The following is a 16722-nucleotide window of genomic DNA, read 5'->3' on the forward strand; positions in this document are numbered from 1 at the left end:
CTCAGACCCCGCCCCCTTCGAACGTCGGCGTCACCGCCCGCACCAGCCGCTCGGCGAACTCCCGCTCGTCGTTCCCGAAGCGCGGATACTCGGTGACGAAGTGGTTCCACTCCACGTACCCGACCGCCTCCACCACGTCCTCCAGCAGGATCTTCTCGCGGTAGGGGTACGGCCACTCGCCCGACAGCCGGAACACCTCGTGCAGCAGCTCGTAGCGCAGCGGATGCCGCTCGGCCAGCAGGACGGCGTCGTACAGGTCCTTGCCCTGGGCGTACGTGTCGTTGATGATCCACATCAGCTTCCACGCCAGCGACAGTTCCGGCGTCGCCGCCTGCACGAGCACACCGCCCGGCAGCTCCACCGGCCCGGGCTCCTCGGGCAGCCGCTCGTTGAAGACGAAGTCCAGCTGGACATGGCCGCCGGGCAGCCCGGGCGCGCCCCAGGGGAGCACCATCCGCCGGCCCGGCACCCGCTCGTAGGTCCAGATGTCCTCGACGACCGCGCCGCGCGCCGAGACCCCGACCTCATCCCCGCGCGCCTCGGCCAGTTCCTGCGCCGCCTCGGCGATGCCGGTCAGCATCCGGTCCGTCCGGCCGTCCTCGATCCGCCAGGTGTGCGGCACGACGACGAAGTCCAGGTCCCCCGGCTCACGCGCGGCCTCCCCGAACCACGCCGACATCAGCACGCTGCCCCGCAGCACCAGCGCATCCACCCAGGGCGAACCGGAGACGGCCGCCAGCACCAGATGCAGGGCCCGACGGCGGGCGGCCCGCCAGGCCTCGCCCCGGGCCGGGTCGGTGAAGCTCGGATCGGTGGCCCGGTAGGCGTTCCGATGCTGCTTCAGGGCCGGGTCGAAGACCGGGCGCTGCACCACGTCGTCCCCCGGCACCGGCCGCAGCGTCTTCGGCAGGTGCTCCGCCCTGCGGGTGGCCTCGTCCAGCGGCTCCCGGGGTATCTCCGGGTTCTGCCACCCGAACCTCTCCCACGACGTCCCGGTCATGTCCGTACCCCCACCGGCTCCTCCAGCCATCCCTCGTCCACCGACAGATCACTGTCGTGGAGCACGAACTCGCGCTCCACGCCGAGCACTTCGTATCCCCGTAGCTCCGTGAGCAGTCGCTCCAGCGCCCGTCCGGCGCCCTCGGCGTCCACCGCGCGGCAGCGCTGGGTCACGAACCGCTCGTGCCGTGTGCCCCGCACCCGCCTGGCGTTCCACGACAGGTGGGCGCCGTGCGGCACGACGCGGGCCGCGAGGGCCGGCAGGTCCGTGCCCGAGGCGAGCAGCAGCTTCACATGGTGCTCGAAGTACCGTCCGCCGTCGCACGGTTCGCGCGGCACCTCCGGTGCCCACGGCGACGACTCGATCTTCACGCGGACCGGCTCGAAACCGTCCGCGCGCAAGCGCGCCGCCACCTCGCGCGCCCGCGCCGATTCGCAGGCGTACGACGGCGAACCGGACAGCGTGAGCATCGGCTGGTCACGCATCCGGCCCCTGGCCAGCACGATGTGCGTCAGCTTGAAGCCGGCCGCGGCCGCCCACCGGCGCAGCCGCGCGGACTCGTCGGGTCCGGCGCAGCGAACCGTCACATGCGATTCGTACAGGGAAGCGGACATCGGCCGATCCTCGCAGACCAGGGACGCGTGAGGCATCCGGGTTTCCCACCAGGGGGCGACCGCGCGGTCACGGACCGGAAGCAAAAAGTCATCGCACGCCCCTCGTGGCGACGATGTGTCTTACCCCACACTGGGTTCCGGTGCCTGAGTCCTCGGAGCGCGGCCGATCCGTCCCCGACGGGTCCCAGACCCCCGCGGTTCCGCTCATCGCGTACGGGACGGACAGCGGCGAGGCCGCCGACTCCGCCCCCGAAGTACCGCTGCCGCCCGCCTTGGCAGCGATCATCCTGGAGGTCGCCCCCGTGCAGACCCAGACCCTCACCCAGACCGACGTCAGCGGCGCCATCGGCGCTGACGGCGCCGCACCGGACGGGGAGGACGACGTCCTCCCCGCGGTCCCGGCGCAAGGCCGCGTCGTGCTCCACCCCGAGACGGAACCCGAGGAGCCGCCCGCCGAGGCCGTCGAGACGATCGAGGCTCCCGAGCCCGTCGAACCGCCGCGGGCCCGCCCCGACACCGGCGGCCCCTCCTCCGACCTGTTCCGCCAGTACCTGCGGGAGATCGGCCGCATCCCCCTGCTGACCGCCGCCGAGGAGGTCGAACTCGCCCGCCGCGTCGAGGCCGGCCTGTTCGCCGAGGAGAAGCTGCGGCTCGCCCCCGACCTGGACAGCCAGCTGGCACTGGACCTCGACCGGCTCGTCGTCATGGGCCGGATGGCCAAGCGCCGCCTCATCGAGGCCAACCTGCGCCTGGTCGTCTCCGTCGCCAAGCGCTACGTCGGACGCGGCCTGACCATGCTCGACCTCGTCCAGGAGGGCAACCTCGGACTCATCCGGGCCGTCGAGAAGTTCGACTACGCCCGCGGATACAAGTTCTCCACCTACGCCACCTGGTGGATCCGCCAGGCCATGTCCCGCGCCCTGGCCGACCAGGCCCGCACCATCCGGGTCCCCGTGCACGTCGTGGAGCTCATCAACCGGGTCGTCCGCGTCCAGCGCCGCATGCTCCAGGAAAGGGGCTACGAGCCGACACCGGAAGAGGTCGCCGCCCACCTCGACCTGCCGCCGGAGCGCGTCAGCGAAGTGCTGCGCCTCGCCCAGGAGCCGGTGTCGCTGCACGCGCCGGTGGGGGAGGAGGACGAAGTCGCCCTCGGCGACCTCATAGAGGACGGCGACGCGACATCACCGGTCGAGTCGGCCGCGTTCCTGTTGCTCAAGGAGCACCTGGAGGCGGTCCTGTCCACCCTTGGTGAGCGGGAGCGGAAGGTCGTCCAACTGAGGTACGGCCTGGCCGACGGCCGCCCGCGCACGCTGGAGGAGATAGGCAGGATCTTCGGCGTCACGAGGGAACGCATCCGTCAGATCGAGTCGAAGACCCTGAACAAACTCCGGGACCACACCTTCGCGGACCAGTTGAGGGGCTATCTGGACTGATGCCGTCTGCGGGCCGGCCGGGGGCTGGTCGCGACGGCCCGCAGCCGCCCCACGACACCACATGGCACCTCGAATGCGACTCAGTCGACTTCAGCCGCCGCCTGCGCGAACTGCGCCTTGTACAGCCGGGCGTAGGCCCCGCCCGCCGCCAGCAGCTCCTCGTGCGCGCCCTGCTCCACGATCGCCCCGTTCTCCATCACCAGAATCGCGTCCGCGTCCCGGATCGTCGACAGCCGGTGCGCGATGACGAACGAGGTACGTCCGTGCGCCAGTTTGGCCATCGCCTTCTGGATGAGCACCTCCGTGCGGGTGTCGACCGAGCTGGTGGCCTCGTCGAGCACCAGGATCACCGGGTCGGACAGAAACGCCCGCGCGATGGTGATCAGCTGCTTCTCACCCGCGCTGACCCCCGTCCCCTCGTCGTCGATCACCGTGTCGTACCCGTCCGGCAGCGTCCGGACGAACCGGTCCGCGTGCGCGGCCCGGGCCGCCTCCTCGATCTCCCCGCGGGTCACCTCCCGGGACGCCCCGTACGCGATGTTCTCCGCGATCGTGCCGCCGAACAGCCAGGTGTCCTGGAGCACCATGCCGATCCCGGCGCGCAGTTCGTCCCGGGACATCCGCGCGATGTCGACCCCGTCGAGGGTGATGCGCCCGCCGGTGACGTCGTAGAACCGCATCAGCAGGTTCACCAGCGTCGTCTTGCCGGCCCCCGTCGGGCCGACGATGGCCACCGTCTGCCCGGGCTCGACCTTCAGCGACAGGTCCTCGATCAGCGGCTTCTCGGGGTCGTAGCGGAACGACACGTGCTCCAGCGCCACGTGCCCGCGCAGTTCCTCGGGCCGCACGCCCGGCACCGGATCGGCGCTCTGCTCCTGCGCGTCCAGCAGCTCGAAGACCCGCTCCGCCGAGGCGACACCCGACTGCACCAGGTTCGCCATGGAAGCGACCTGCGTCAGCGGCATGGAGAACTGCCGCGAATACTGGATGAAGGCCTGCACATCACCGATGGACAGCGAGCCCGAGGCGACCCGCAGCCCGCCGACGACCGCGACCAGCACGTAGTTGAGGTTCGACACGAAGAACATCAGCGGCTGCATGACCCCGCTGTTGAACTGCGCCCGGAACCCCGCCTCGTACAGCGCCTCGTTCTGCTCGGCGAACTGCTGCGCCGACTCCTCCTGCCGTCCGAACACCTTCACGAGCGCGTGCCCGGTGTACATCTCCTCGATGTGCGCGTTCAGCTTGCCCGTCGAGCGCCACTGCTGCACGAAGTGCGGCTGCGACCGCTTGCCCACGCGCGTGGCGACGACGAACGACAGCGGCACGGTCACCAGCGCGACCAGCGCCAGGAGCCAGGAGACGTAGAACATCATCGCGAGGACGCCGATGATGGTCAGCACCGAGTTGATGAGCTGCCCCATCGACTGCTGGAGCGTCTGCCCGATGTTGTCGATGTCGTTCGTCGCCCGGGACAGCACCTCACCGCGCTGGCGCTTGTCGAAGTACGACAGCGGCAGCCGCGACAGCTTCGTCTGCACGTCCTCGCGCATGCGGAACATGGTGCGGTTCACGGCCCGGTTGACCATCCGCGTCGCCACCGCCATCAGCAGCCCGGCCACCAGGAACACGCCCAGCGCGAGCAGTAGCACATGTCCGACGGCGGTGAAGTCGATGCCCTCGCCGGGTGTGAAGTCGGTGCTGCGCAGCATGTCGGCGACATCACCGTCGCCGCGCTGCCGCATCTGGTCGAGGACCTGCTCCTTGCTCGCCCCCTGAGGCATGTCCCGACCGACGATGCCCGCGAAGACCAGGTCGGTCGCCTTGCCGAGGATCTTCGGCCCGACGACGTTGAGACCGACGCTGAGCACCACGCACAGCAGCAGCACGCCGATGGTCAGCCGCTCCGGCCGGAACCGCGCGACGAGCCGCTTGCCCGACCCCTTGAAGTCCAGCGAGCGCTGGTCGGGTCCGCCCCCGGCCATCATCCGCCCCATGGGCCCTGCCATCAGGCAGCCTCCGCTTCCGAGAGCTGGGAGAGCACGATCTCCCGGTAGGTCTCGTTGTCCGCCATCAGCTCGTGGTGCCGTCCGGTGCCGACGACGTGGCCCTCGTCGAGGACGACGATCCGGTCGGCGTCCCGGATGGTCGCCACCCGCTGGGCGACGATCACGACGGTCGCCTCGGCCGTCTCCTGCGCGAGTGCGGCCCGCAGGGCGGCGTCCGTGGCGTAGTCGAGCGCGGAGAAGGAGTCGTCGAAGAGGTAGATCTCCGGGCGCTGCACCAGCGTCCGGGCGATCGCGAGCCGCTGCCGCTGACCGCCCGAGACGTTCGTCCCGCCCTGCGCGATCGGCGCGTCGAGCCCGCCCTCCAGCCGCTCCACGAACTCCTTGGCCTGCGCCACCCCCAGCGCGTGCCACAGCTCCTCGTCGGTGGCGTCCGGGTTGCCGTAGCGCAGGTTGGTCGCCACCGTGCCCGCGAACAGATACGGCCTCTGCGGCACCAGCCCGACGGTCTTCGCGAGCAGCGCCGGGTCGAGCTCCGCCACCTCGACGCCGTCCACGAGCACCTGCCCCTCGGTCGCGTCGAACAGCCGCGGGACCAGCCCGAGCAGCGTCGACTTGCCGCTGCCGGTCGAGCCGATGACGGCGGTCGTCTCACCCGGCCGGGCGACCAGGTCGACGCCCCGCAGCACCGGCTCCTCGGCACCCGGATAGCGGAAGCCCGCCCCACGCAGCTCCAGATGACCGTGCCGGCGCAGCTCCCGCACGGGCGCGGACGGCGGCACGACGCTCGACGAGGTGTCCAGCACCTCCCGGATGCGCTCCGCGCACACCTCGGCGCGCGGCACCATCATGAACATGAAGGTGGCCATCATCACGGACATGACGATCTGCATCAGATAGGCGAGGAACGCGGTCAGGTCTCCGATCTGCATCCCCCCGCTGTCGATCCGGTGCGCGCCGAACCACACCACGGCGATCGACGACACGTTCACCACCGTCATCACGATCGGGAACATCAGCGCGAGCAGGTTGCCGGTGCCCAGCGCGAAGTCCGTGAGATCGGTGTTGGCCTTCCGGAAGCGCTGCTGCTCGTACTCGTCCCGGACGAAGGCCCGGATGACGCGGTTGCCGGTGATCTGCTCGCGCAGCACCCGGTTCACCGAGTCCAGCCGCTCCTGCATCGACCGGAACAGCGGCCGCAGCCGCCGCACGATCAGCGTCACGCAGATGCCCAGCACCGGCACGACCGCCACCAGCACCCCGGACAGCGGGACGTCGAGACCGAGCGCCAGCACGATGCCGCCCACGCACATGATCGGCGCCGACACCATCAGCGTGAACGTCATCAGCGCCAGCATCTGCACCTGCTGGACGTCGTTCGTCGTACGGGTGATCAGCGAGGGGGCCCCGAAGTGACCCACCTCACGCGCGGAGAACGACTGCACCCGGTCGAAGACGGCAGCCCGCACGTCCCGCCCGAGCGCCGACGCCGTACGGGCGCCGTAGTACACGGCACCGATGTTGCACACGACCTGGACCAGCGAGATGCCGATCATCAGCGCGCCGTAGCCCAGGATGTAGCCGGTGTCGCCGTTCACGACACCCTGGTCGATGATGTCCGCGTTCAGCGTGGGCAGGTAGAGCGTGGCGCAGGTCTGCAGGAACTGCAGCAGCACCAGCAGGGCGATGGGTTTCTTGTAGGGCCTGAGATGGACCTGCAGAAGTGGTATGAGCACGCTGCTTCTCTCGGGTGGGCGACGGGGCCGGTTCGGTTGCCCCTGGCCCCTATCGTCGAACACTCCACCCGCGTTACCTCAACCGAATTAACCCAACAGGCGGTCAAAACGCCCCGGGGTGGGTCTGCTCCCGCACCGACACGAACTGCTGCCGGACGGCCTGCCCCACGGCCAGCTCCTCCCCGGGCTCCAGCACCTGCGCGACCGCGCCCTGCCAGGCTGGCGGGGTCCGCGCGTCGAGCGTGCCCTGGGACGCCCCGAGCGCCCACGCCGCCTGCCGGGCGGCTCCGATCGCCGTGTAGTCCGCCGGCTGCGGCACCACCACCTGCGTCCCGAACAGCGAGGGCGCGGCCGCCTGCACGGCGGGCAGTTCGGCGGCCGGACCGAGCAGGAACACCCGCCGCACCTCCACGCCCCGGGCGCGCAGCACGTCCAGCGCGTCCGCGAGCCCGCACAGCATGCCCTCGAACGCGGCCCGGGCCAGGTGCTCCGCCTTCATCGACTCGCGCCTGAGCCCCGCCAGGGTGCCCGCCGTGTGCGGCAGGTTCGGCGTCCGCTCACCCTCCAGATAGGGCAGCAGCACCAGCCCGTGCGCCCCCGGCGTCGACTTCATCGCGAGGTCGGACAGGCTCTCCAGATCGGGCAGCCCCAGCAGCTCGGCGGTCCCGCGCAGCGTCCGTACGGCGTTCAGCGTGGTGACGACCGGCAGGTGCATGCCGGTCGCGTCGGCCAGCGCGGTGATCATCCCGGAGCCGTCGACCAGCGCCTCGGGATGCACGGCCATCACGGACCCGGACGCGCCCAGCGACACCACGGCGTCCCCGAGCCCGATGCCGAGCCCGAACGCCGCCGCCATGGTCTCGCCGGTCCCCACGGAGATCAACAGCCCCTCCGGAGTCGTACCGGCCGCGTCCGCCGGGCCGATCACCTCCGGCAGCATCACCTGGTGCCCGAGCGCCAGCTCGACCAGGTCGGGCCGGTAGGCGCCGGTCGCCGCGGACCAGTACCCGGTGCCGGACGCCCCGCCCCGGTCGGTGGTTCTCCGGACCGGCCGGCCCAGCAGCTGCCACACCAGCCAGTCGTGCGCCTGCAGGAGGATCGCGGTGCGCTGCGCGTTCTCGGGCTCGGTCCGCGCCAGCCAGCGCAGCTTCGTCACCGGCTGCGCGGCTTGCGGAACACACCCCACCGCCTGCGCCCACGCCTCGCGCCCCCCGAGCGCGTCGATCAGGTCGGCGGCCGCGACCTGCGTCCGCTTGTCGCTGCCGACCATCGCCGGCCGCACGGTGTTGCCCTGCGCGTCCAGCGGCACGACGGCGTTCTGCTGCGCCGAGACGCCGATGGCCTGCACGCCCTCCAGCAGCCCGCCGCCCGCGGCCTCGCCCAGGGACAGCAGCCAGGCCTGCGGGTCGACGTCGGACGGGCGGCCACCGCTGTCGGGGCTCTCCACCGGATGCGGCGCATATCCCTGCCTGAGCACGGCTCCGGAGTCCGTGTCACAGACGACGATGCGAGTGAAATCGGGTGAACTGTCCAACCCGGCGACTATCCCCATGGCCAAAATTCTGCCGTACCGCTGCGCCGGCCTGGGCCGTGGGCGCCGTGGCGGGTGTCGCCGGGTTTCGGGTGCGGGCCTCGTCGTGGCTGGTCGCGCAGTTCCCCGGGCCCCTTGCGGGCGTGCCCGTGCTCGGAGCCTGAGAAGGAACTGTTACGTGTTGCTTGTGCCCCAGTCGTCTTCGCCTCCGTTGTGGGTGGCTCGCTCCTTGAGGTGGCGGACGCGGTCGGCGACCGAGTCGGGGACGCGGTCGCCGACCTTGTCGCTCACCACGTGGTACGCCTTGCCCGCGAACTCGCGGCCCTGGTGGGCCGCCGACTCCGCGGTGTTGCGGACGGCGGGGTTCTGTGCGAACTGTCGGGCCGACTTCTTCAGTTGTTCGTAGCGCTCGCGTCCGGCCCTCGTGCCCAGCACGTAACCCAGGACGACTCCGGCGACGAACGTGAGCCGGTAACGCATGGCGGTCACCCTTCCCTTGCGTAGGTCTCCGGTACGGCGTGGAGCGCCGGGGAGTACCGATTGGCGAAGCACCCCCCTGCTTGCGCTAATGTATGTGTCGCAGCGAGCGAGCGCCCCCTGGCGAATACCCAGGTAGGTACGTTCGATGCAAACGAGACCTTCCTCGGTAGCTCAATTGGCAGAGCAGCCGGCTGTTAACCGGCAGGTTACTGGTTCGAGTCCAGTCCGGGGAGCTCGGTCCTCCGTAGCTCAATTGGCAGAGCAGCCGGCTGTTAACCGGCAGGTTACTGGTTCGAGTCCAGTCGGGGGAGCACGCTGAACGAGGGCCCCTCAGGGGTCCTTTTTCATGTCCGTTCGGATCTCCTGGGAACCGCGCGGCGCTGGTCGCAGTCCTCATGGTCACGAAGGCCGCGCGCAGCCGCCCAGCCGAAGCAGGAGATCGTATGAGCGGCTATGCTGCGGCAGACGGCGCGCACACATGTACGCGACACGCCGCTATGGGGCGGTAGCTCAGCCGGTTAGAGCAGCGGACTCATAATCCGTCGGCCGTGGGTTCGAGTCCCACCCGCCCCACCATTGCAGTCCTCTGACCTGCAGAAACGCACCTTCCGGGACGCCGGAACCCCAACTCGGGTCCAACGGACTGAATCCGCTGCTCGTCAGTTGGACGGGGTGTAGGTGGATGACGGTGCACCCTGTGCTGACCTGCGTGAATGCGGCGGAGCGTGGGGCGGGAGTCCCCCCGGCGGCGGCCTCGACAGGGGAGGCCGAGGCGAATCGGGGACGCTGTGAGGACGGCAGGTATCGCGAAGGCTTGCCGCGAAGCCACCTCGGTCGACTCCACGCAGGCTTTGGCCGGCCATGGCGGCGGCGCTGTGATGTGCGTGTCGAAGAGAGGGCTGGAACCTGCGGCTGATTCCGTAGCCCTGTCGAGGCGCCGTGGAAACGGCCCGTACGGGAAAAGGCACGAGGAGCACCTCTGCTCGTAGGCCCCCGCACATGCTGGCTGTTTCCGGGCCGGGTGGCAGTGGATGCCTCCAGCCGGCCTTGCTGCCGTACTGTCCGGGCCCGCAGGTCAGTGGGCCCGGCATTGAGCGGCGCGTCCCCCTTGTGCGGCGGCGGACGGGACCTGGCGTCGGGGCAGAAGCCGCGAGGGCTTGCCCGGGTATCAGGTGAGTTTGCCGCTGATGTCGGCCAGGAGCGCGTTGATGACGCGGTCGGTGCCCGCGGCCATGTCGACGGAGTCGGGGGCGAGCAGCCACTGGACCTGGAGGCCGTCCATGACGGCGATGATCGCGGTGGCTGCTTCTTCGAGGTTGAGGCCGGGGCGGGTCTCGCCGAGTTCGGCGGCCTCGGCGAGGGCGTCGGTGACCATGGCGCGCAGACCGGCGTAGCGGTCCCGGAAGTAGTCCTGGGCGGGGTGGCCTTCGGTGACGCTCTCGGCTGAGAGCACGGCGTACAGGCGGACGATGCCTTCACGTTCGGTGTTGCGGCGGACGGTGTCGACGAGGTGCCGCAGGAAGGCGAGGCCGCGGGGGCGCTCGGTGCCGAGTTGTTCGATGTCCGTTTCGTCGCGCAACGCCAGGACGCTGGTGAGCAGTTGGGGCTTGGAGCGGAAGTAGTGCAGAACGCCGGCCTGGGTGACGCCGGCCCGGTCGGCGATCTCCTGTAGGGAGGCGTTGTTGTAGCCGCGGGCCGCGAAGGTGTCCATGGCGATCTGCAGGATCTCCTGCCGTCGCCGCTGGGCTTTGAGGCTCTTTCCGGCGCGGGGTTGCCGCTCCCCGTTCGGCGTGCTCTCGCTCATCGTGCGGAGTCTACGGGCCTGTCGATCAGTGGTCACTCTCCGATCCAACCTGAGAAAGAACTTACGCACAAGCACTTACCAAGTACTTAGTAAGTGTGCTTTCCTGCTCTCCGTTCCGCCCGCTTCGTGCCGCCCCGCGGCCTGGAAGGACGAGCATGAGCCGCCCTGCCCTCCCCGATGACGCCGAACTCCGCGACCGCGTCCGCGGCCTGGACCTGGACTCCAAGGTCCGGCTGCTGACCGGCGCCGACCTGTGGAGACTCCCGGCCGAGCCCCGGATCGGTCTGTCGGCGGTGACGATGTCCGACGGCCCGCAGGGAGTGCGGGGGACGGGTGACGACCCCGCTGAGACCGGGCTGCTGGCCCCCGCGCCGAGCGCACTGGCGGCGGCCTGGGACACCGAGCTCGGCGAGCGCCTGGGGGAGCTGTTCGCCACGGAGGCCCGCCGCAAGGGTGTCGACGTGGTGCTGGCGCCGGTGGTCAACCTGCAGCGCACCCCGGTCGCCGGGCGGCACTTCGAGTACTTCTCCGAGGATCCGCTGCTCACCGGCGCCCTGGCCGCCGCCGTCGTACGCGGCCTGCAGAGCCGGGGCGTGGGCGCGTGCCTGAAGCACTTCGTGGCCAACGATTCCGAGACCGACCGCACCGAGTACCGCGCCCGGCTGGACGAGCGGACGCTGCGGGAGGTCTACCTGGCCCCCTTCGAGCAGGTTCTCGCCGAGGCCGCGCCGTGGAGTGTGATGGCCGCGTACTCGGGCGTCGACGACGGGACCGAGTCGGCGCCGATGACGGAGAACGCGCGGTTGCTGCGGGAGGTGCTGAAGGGTGAGTGGGGTTTCGCAGGGCCCGTGGTCAGTGACTGGGCCGCGACCCGCTCCACCGTGGCCTCGGCGGTCGGCGGCCTGGATCTCGTGATGCCCGGGCCCGACGGCCCGTGGGGGGACGCTCTGGTGGCGGCCGTGCGCGCGGGTGAGGTGGACGAGGAGGTCGTCGACGACAAGGTGTTGCGGCTGCTGCGCCTGGCCCGGCACGTGGGTCGGCTCGGCGAGCCTGTGCCGGCCACCGTCCCGGCAGAGCCCGAACCGGAGGAGTTCCGTCTGTTGCGCGAGGTCGCCGCTCGGGGCACGGTGCTGCTCCGCAACGAGGCGGACCTGCTGCCCCTGACGCCGGACGGAATCCGCAGCGTCGCGCTGATCGGCCCCAACGCCGTCGCGCCGTACCTCCAGGGCGGTGGTAGCGCCTTCGTCCCGGCGGTGCGCACCGTGATGTTCGAGGAAGGGCTGCGCGCCGCACTCCCCGAGGACGTCCGGCTGACCGTGCACCGGGGCGGTGACGCCCGCATGCGCCTGCCGTACGCCGCCGCCGCGCTGTTCACCGACCCCGACACCGGCGCGACGGGCATACGCGCCGACCACCTGGACGCCGACGGCAACCGGATCGGCGGCGAGGCCCACGCCACCGGAGACTGGACCATGTACGACGGCTTCAGCCCGGCGACCCACCGGGTGGTGCTGCGCACGGTGCTGACCCTCACTGAACCGGGGACGCACCGCCTGGAGTTCGGCTGCTCAGGGCGCTTCAGCGTGAGCCTGGACGACGAGGAGGTCTTGGCCGGAGACGACGACCGGGGTGTGGAGCTGGTGCTGGAGTCCAGCCACAACCACCCGACGCTGCGGGGAATCGACGTCGAGGTGGGACCGGAAGGCTGCAGGCTCGCGCTCGCCCTGGACCTCACCGTCGTGGACGCCGGTGGCTACGGCCGCTTCGTCACCGCCCAGGTTCGGCACGCTCCGCCCGGGCCGACGCCGTACGAGGAGATCGCCGAAGCCGCCGCCGCGGCCCAGGCGGCCGATGTGGCCGTCGTCGTGGTGGGCACCAACGAGGAGGTCGAGTCCGAGGGCTGGGACCGCACCGCCCTCGACCTGCCCGGCCACCAGAACGACCTGGTGCGAAAGGTGCTCGCCGCCAATCCGCGCACCATCGTGGTCGTCAACGCCGGCGCCCCCGTGCTCCTGCCCTGGGCCGACGAGGCCCCCGCACTGCTCTGGGCATGGCTGCCGGGCCAGGAGGCCGGGCACGCCCTGGCCGACGTACTGCTGGGTCGTACGGAGCCGGCGGGTCGCCTGCCGTGGACACTGCCCGCCCGAGCGGAGGACGTCCCCGTCCCCGACGCCCGCCCCCGCGACGGCATCGTGGACTACGGCGAAGGCGTCCACGTCGGTCACCGGGCCTGGGACCGCGCCGAGCTCGTCCCGGCCTTCCCCTTCGGTCACGGTCTCGGCTGGACCCGGTGGACGTACGAGTCCGTGTCCCTCTCCCCGACTCCCGTCTCCGCCGATCTGCCCAGCCCCGCCGGCGGAGACGGGCTCAACCTGACCGTGGCAGTGACCAACACCGGCCCCCGGGCCGGCCGTGAGGTCGTCCAGGTCTACCTGGAGCCGCCGCGGGACGGCTCCGACCGGCCGGTGCGCCTGCTCGCCGGCTTCGCCACGATCCAGGCGGAACCGGGCGCTCGCGTCACCGCCGAGATCCACGTGCCCGCCCGCGCCTTCCAGATCTGGGACGGCGAAGCGAGCGCCTGGCGTACGCCGCCCGGCCGCTACCGCCTGCACGTCGGACGCTCCAGCCGTGATCCGCGTCTCACCGCCGAGGTGACCGTCGACGACGGCCGCCCACACCCCGCAGTCTGACCCACCGGACGGTCAGCCCCTTTTGCCCCACTCACCCCCCCGCGCCCCGTTCAGCACGACCCGCAAGGAGCCGCAACCATGCGTACCACCCGTCCCACCGCCAGAACCCTTCAGATCGCCTGCGCCACCGTGGCCGCCGCCCTGCTGGCCACCGGCTGCGGCCGGAGCGACGACTCCTCGGCCTCCGACAACGCCCCGGCGAAGATCAGCAGCGGCAAGGCCAAGGGCAAGATCGTCATGTGGTCCATGGGCGACAAGGCCGACAAGGACCTGGAGAGCCTGGCGAAGAAGTTCGAGCAGCAGAACCCGGACGTGACGGTGCAGATCACCGCCGTGCCGTGGGACGCCGCCCACGAGAAGCTGACCACCGCGATCGCCGGCGGCAACACCCCGGACATGTCCCTGATCGGGTCCACCTGGATGGCCGAGATGGCCGCCATGAACGGCTTCCAGGCGACCCCGGCCTCGTTCGAGTCGTCCGCGTTCTTCCCCGGCCAGTGGGACACCACCAAGTACAAGGACACCTCCTACGGTGTCCCCTTCACCGCCGACACGTCGGTGATCTACTACCGGACCGACATCACCACGAAGGCCGGGATCAAGGGTGCCCCGGCCGGCGACTGGGACGGCTACCTGAAGGACCTCAAGGCCATCCAGGCCACCGCGGGCAAGCAGAACGCCAAGCTGCGCAACGCCACCCAGCTGCAGGTCGGCTTCAACTCCTGGCTGTTCTGGCTGCCGATGGTGTGGCAGCAGGGCGGTGACATCTACGACGCCGACGCGAAGAAGTTCACGTTCGACACGCCCGCGGTCACCAAGGCCCTGGAGTACTACAGCGGCATGTTCAAGGACAAGCTGACGCCGAACGACAAGACCGACGCCCGCCAGAATCTCCAGAACGGGCTGATCGGCACCGTGCAGCAGGGCGCCAGCGTCGGCGGCGACCTCCACAAGAACGCCCCCGAGCTGGACAGCAAGTGGCAGACCATGCCGCTGCCGAAGGGCACGCAGGCGGCCGGCCTGGCAGGCGGCAGTGACCTGGCGGTCTTCAAGGACGCCAAGAACGCCGACGCGGCCTGGAAGTTCGTCAAGTTCCTCACCGAGCCGAAGAACCTGGCCGAGTACGGGGAAGCCAGCGGCGGTCTGCCCGCGGCCGTCGAGTCCTGGTCGGAGGGTGACCTGAGCGAGGACCCGAAGATGGCCGCCTTCGAGAGCCAGCTGAAGGTCACCAAGGCGCCGCCGGCGATCACCACCTGGCAGCAGATCGCCGACGCCATCGACTCCGAGCTGGAAAAGCTCGCCTACGGCAAGGTCACCGTCGCCGACGTGCAGAAGACCCTGCAGTCCAAGGCCACCAGCATCGGCACCGGCCGCTGACGCGCCGCCGCCCGTAACCCTCGTACGGACTCGTATCTCTCGTATCCCTCGTACGGACGGATGACCACCATGCCCACGGACGGATGACCACCATGTCCACGAACACCATCGCCGGGCAGGGCACCGAGGAGCGCGACACCGCCGGCAAACAGCCGGCGGTGCGCCGCCGCACCTCCTCGCCGCGGCGCACCGCGCGGGGCCGCCAGGCCCGCGCCGCGTGGGTGCTCGCCGCCCCGTTCCTCGCCCTGTTCCTCGCCTTCATGCTGCTGCCGGTCGTCTGGTCGACGCTGATGAGCCTGACCGACACCAAGAGCGCCGACCTGCGCACCCCGCTGAACGTGTCGTTCGTCGGCCTCGACAACTACATACGGCTGTTCCAGGACCCGCAGTTCTTCACCGCCCTGCGCAACACGGGCGTCTTCGTCCTGGTGGCCTTGCCCCTGACGCTGGCCGCCGGGCTCGCCGCGGCCGTCACCCTCGACCGAGGCATCCGCCGCTTCCGCGCCGTCTTCCGGGTCGGCTTCTACCTGCCGGTGATCACCAGCATCGTGGCCGTCGCCGTGGTGTGGAAAACCCTCCTCGAACCCCACGCCGGCCTGGTGAACACCGTCCTCGCCTGGTTCGGGATCGACGGCCCGGCGTGGCTGGCCGACACCCGCTTCGCCCTGCCCGTCATGATCCTCATGGCCGTGTGGCGCAACCTCGGCACCGTCATGATCATCATGCTGGCGGGCCTGCAGTCCGTGCCCCAGTCCCTGATGGAGGCCGCCGAACTCGACGGCGCCGGGCCCTGGCAGCGGTTCTGGCGGGTCACCTTCCCCCTCCTGCGCCCCGCCCTCCTCCTCACCGCCGTCACCACCGGTATCGGCTACCTGCAGTTCTTCGACGAGCCGTTCGTCATGACCGACGGCGGACCGCTGGACTCCACCCTGTCGACCACGCTGTACGCCTACAAGCAGTTCGGCAACGGCAACTACGACGTCGCGTCGGCGGCCGGCTACGTCGTCTTCGTTCTCATCATCGCGCTGACCGTGCTGCAGTTCCGCATGCTGCGCGACAAGGACTGATGCCCCATGAGCACCGCACCTCTCGCTCCCGCTGTACAGAAGTCCGTACGCCGTCGCCACATCCGCCAGGAGTGGGGCCGTCCATGGCTGTACCTCCCGCTCACGGGCCTCCTGCTGCTGATGGTCACGCCGTTCCTGTGGATGTTGTCCGGGTCGTTCAAGCCTGAGGCCGACATCCGCAAGATCCCGCCCGACCTGATCCCCACCCGCCCCACGCTCACGAACTTCCAGGAACTGTTCGGCAGCCTGGACTTCACGAGGATGTTCGCCAACTCCGTGATCGTGGCCCTGGCCGTCACGGCCGGGAACCTGATCTTCTGCTCGATGCTCGGCTACGCCCTGGCCAAGCTGGAGTTCCGGGGACAGCGTGTCGTGTTCACCGTGGTCATCGCGACCCTCATGGTTCCGGGCCTGGTCACCTTCGTACCGCTGTACGTCCTGGTGGCCAACATGCAGCTGACCGGCTCCCTGCTCGGGCTGATCCTGCCGTTCCTGGCCACCCCGTTCGGGGTGTTCCTGATGCGGCAGTTCATCTCCACCCTGCCGGATGAGCTGATCGACGCCGCCCGCGTCGACGGCTGCCGCGAGCTGGCCATCTTCTGGAAGATCATCCTTCCGCTGACCAAACCGGCCCTGGCCACCCTGGGGATCATCACCTTCCTCGGCTCCTGGAACAACTTCCTGTGGCCGCTGGTCGTGGCCCAGAACGAGAGCCAGTACACCCTTCCCGTCGGCCTCGCCCTGGCCAGCAGCGGGCAGGACTTCACCCGCTTCGGCATCCTGCTCGCCGGCGCCGTCGTCGTCCTGCTCCCGGTGACCATCGTCTTCCTGCTCTTCCAGCGCCACTTCGTCGCCGGCATCGCCACCACCGGCCTGAAGTGACCCTAGCTCCGGCGCCCCCACCCGGCCCCCACGCGCCGGTTCCGCACCGCCCACGTCATGCACGCGCGCCGCCGTGCATGGCCGTCATGCCCGCAAGGAGCC

Annotated in this window: 12 protein-coding genes and 3 tRNA genes; 8 read left to right on the plus strand and 7 right to left on the minus strand. The window is 70.3% G+C overall.

The window, feature by feature from the left end:
• Position 1: 1 nt before the first annotated feature.
• Positions 2-1000, minus strand: a complete 999-nt coding sequence (locus AC07F0_RS16040; RefSeq protein WP_478979235.1) for a nucleotidyl transferase AbiEii/AbiGii toxin family protein — start codon at positions 998-1000, stop codon at positions 2-4.
• The gene (locus AC07F0_RS16045) at positions 997-1614 is read right to left on the minus strand and encodes a hypothetical protein (RefSeq protein WP_478979238.1); all 618 of its coding nucleotides are present in this window, start codon (positions 1612-1614) and stop codon (positions 997-999) included. The genes AC07F0_RS16040 and AC07F0_RS16045 overlap by 4 nt, the downstream gene beginning before the upstream one ends.
• A gap of 140 nt (positions 1615-1754) precedes the next feature.
• Here AC07F0_RS16045 and AC07F0_RS16050 point away from each other — a divergent pair, with 140 nt between their 5' ends.
• On the plus strand, positions 1755-3047 hold the full coding sequence (locus AC07F0_RS16050; protein ID WP_436726995.1) for an RNA polymerase sigma factor: 1293 nt from the start codon (positions 1755-1757) through the stop codon (positions 3045-3047).
• An 80-nt stretch (positions 3048-3127) separates the two neighbouring features.
• Here AC07F0_RS16050 and AC07F0_RS16055 read toward each other — a convergent pair whose 3' ends face one another.
• The 4 genes from AC07F0_RS16055 to AC07F0_RS16070 all read right to left on the minus strand — a co-directional run bounded on the left by AC07F0_RS16055 (position 3128) and on the right by AC07F0_RS16070 (position 8800).
• The gene (locus AC07F0_RS16055; protein WP_436726996.1) at positions 3128-5056 is read right to left on the minus strand and encodes an ABC transporter ATP-binding protein; all 1929 of its coding nucleotides are present in this window, start codon (positions 5054-5056) and stop codon (positions 3128-3130) included.
• Complete coding sequence (locus AC07F0_RS16060; RefSeq protein WP_478979241.1) at positions 5056-6789, minus strand: ABC transporter ATP-binding protein; 1734 nt, start codon at positions 6787-6789, stop codon at positions 5056-5058. The genes AC07F0_RS16055 and AC07F0_RS16060 overlap by 1 nt, the downstream gene beginning before the upstream one ends.
• Before the next feature lie 103 nt (positions 6790-6892).
• Complete coding sequence (locus tag AC07F0_RS16065; RefSeq protein WP_436726998.1) at positions 6893-8341, minus strand: xylulokinase; 1449 nt, start codon at positions 8339-8341, stop codon at positions 6893-6895.
• Positions 8342-8494: 153 nt separating this feature from the next.
• On the minus strand, positions 8495-8800 hold the full coding sequence (locus tag AC07F0_RS16070) for a YtxH domain-containing protein (protein ID WP_086560002.1): 306 nt from the start codon (positions 8798-8800) through the stop codon (positions 8495-8497).
• A gap of 160 nt (positions 8801-8960) precedes the next feature.
• Here AC07F0_RS16070 and AC07F0_RS16075 point away from each other — a divergent pair.
• From AC07F0_RS16075 to AC07F0_RS16085, 3 genes are all read left to right on the plus strand, one after another.
• Positions 8961-9033: transfer RNA gene (locus AC07F0_RS16075), tRNA-Asn, on the plus strand.
• A gap of 5 nt (positions 9034-9038) precedes the next feature.
• Positions 9039-9111, plus strand: a tRNA-Asn gene (locus AC07F0_RS16080).
• 188 nt (positions 9112-9299) lie between these two features.
• Positions 9300-9376, plus strand: a tRNA-Ile gene (locus tag AC07F0_RS16085).
• 592 nt (positions 9377-9968) lie between these two features.
• Here the strand turns inward: AC07F0_RS16085 and AC07F0_RS16090 are convergent.
• On the minus strand, positions 9969-10604 hold the full coding sequence (locus tag AC07F0_RS16090; protein WP_478979244.1) for a TetR family transcriptional regulator: 636 nt from the start codon (positions 10602-10604) through the stop codon (positions 9969-9971).
• Positions 10605-10759: 155 nt separating this feature from the next.
• On the opposite strand from AC07F0_RS16090, the gene AC07F0_RS16095 reads away from it, so the two are divergent.
• The 4 genes from AC07F0_RS16095 to AC07F0_RS16110 all read left to right on the plus strand — a co-directional run bounded on the left by AC07F0_RS16095 (position 10760) and on the right by AC07F0_RS16110 (position 16620).
• Positions 10760-13294 carry a beta-glucosidase gene (locus AC07F0_RS16095; RefSeq protein ID WP_478979247.1) on the plus strand — a complete coding sequence of 845 codons (2535 nt, stop codon included), beginning with the start codon at positions 10760-10762 and terminating at the stop codon, positions 13292-13294.
• 78 nt (positions 13295-13372) lie between these two features.
• Entirely contained in the window at positions 13373-14671 is a 1299-nt protein-coding gene (locus AC07F0_RS16100) for an extracellular solute-binding protein (RefSeq protein WP_478979250.1), read from the plus strand.
• A gap of 83 nt (positions 14672-14754) precedes the next feature.
• Positions 14755-15738: a carbohydrate ABC transporter permease gene (locus tag AC07F0_RS16105; RefSeq protein ID WP_478979253.1), complete on the plus strand. Its 984-nt coding sequence runs from the start codon at positions 14755-14757 to the stop codon at positions 15736-15738.
• A gap of 6 nt (positions 15739-15744) precedes the next feature.
• On the plus strand, positions 15745-16620 hold the full coding sequence (locus AC07F0_RS16110; RefSeq protein WP_478979255.1) for a carbohydrate ABC transporter permease: 876 nt from the start codon (positions 15745-15747) through the stop codon (positions 16618-16620).
• Positions 16621-16722 lie beyond the last annotated feature (102 nt).

It is taken from the genome of Streptomyces sp. NPDC045955 (genome assembly GCF_056430805.1).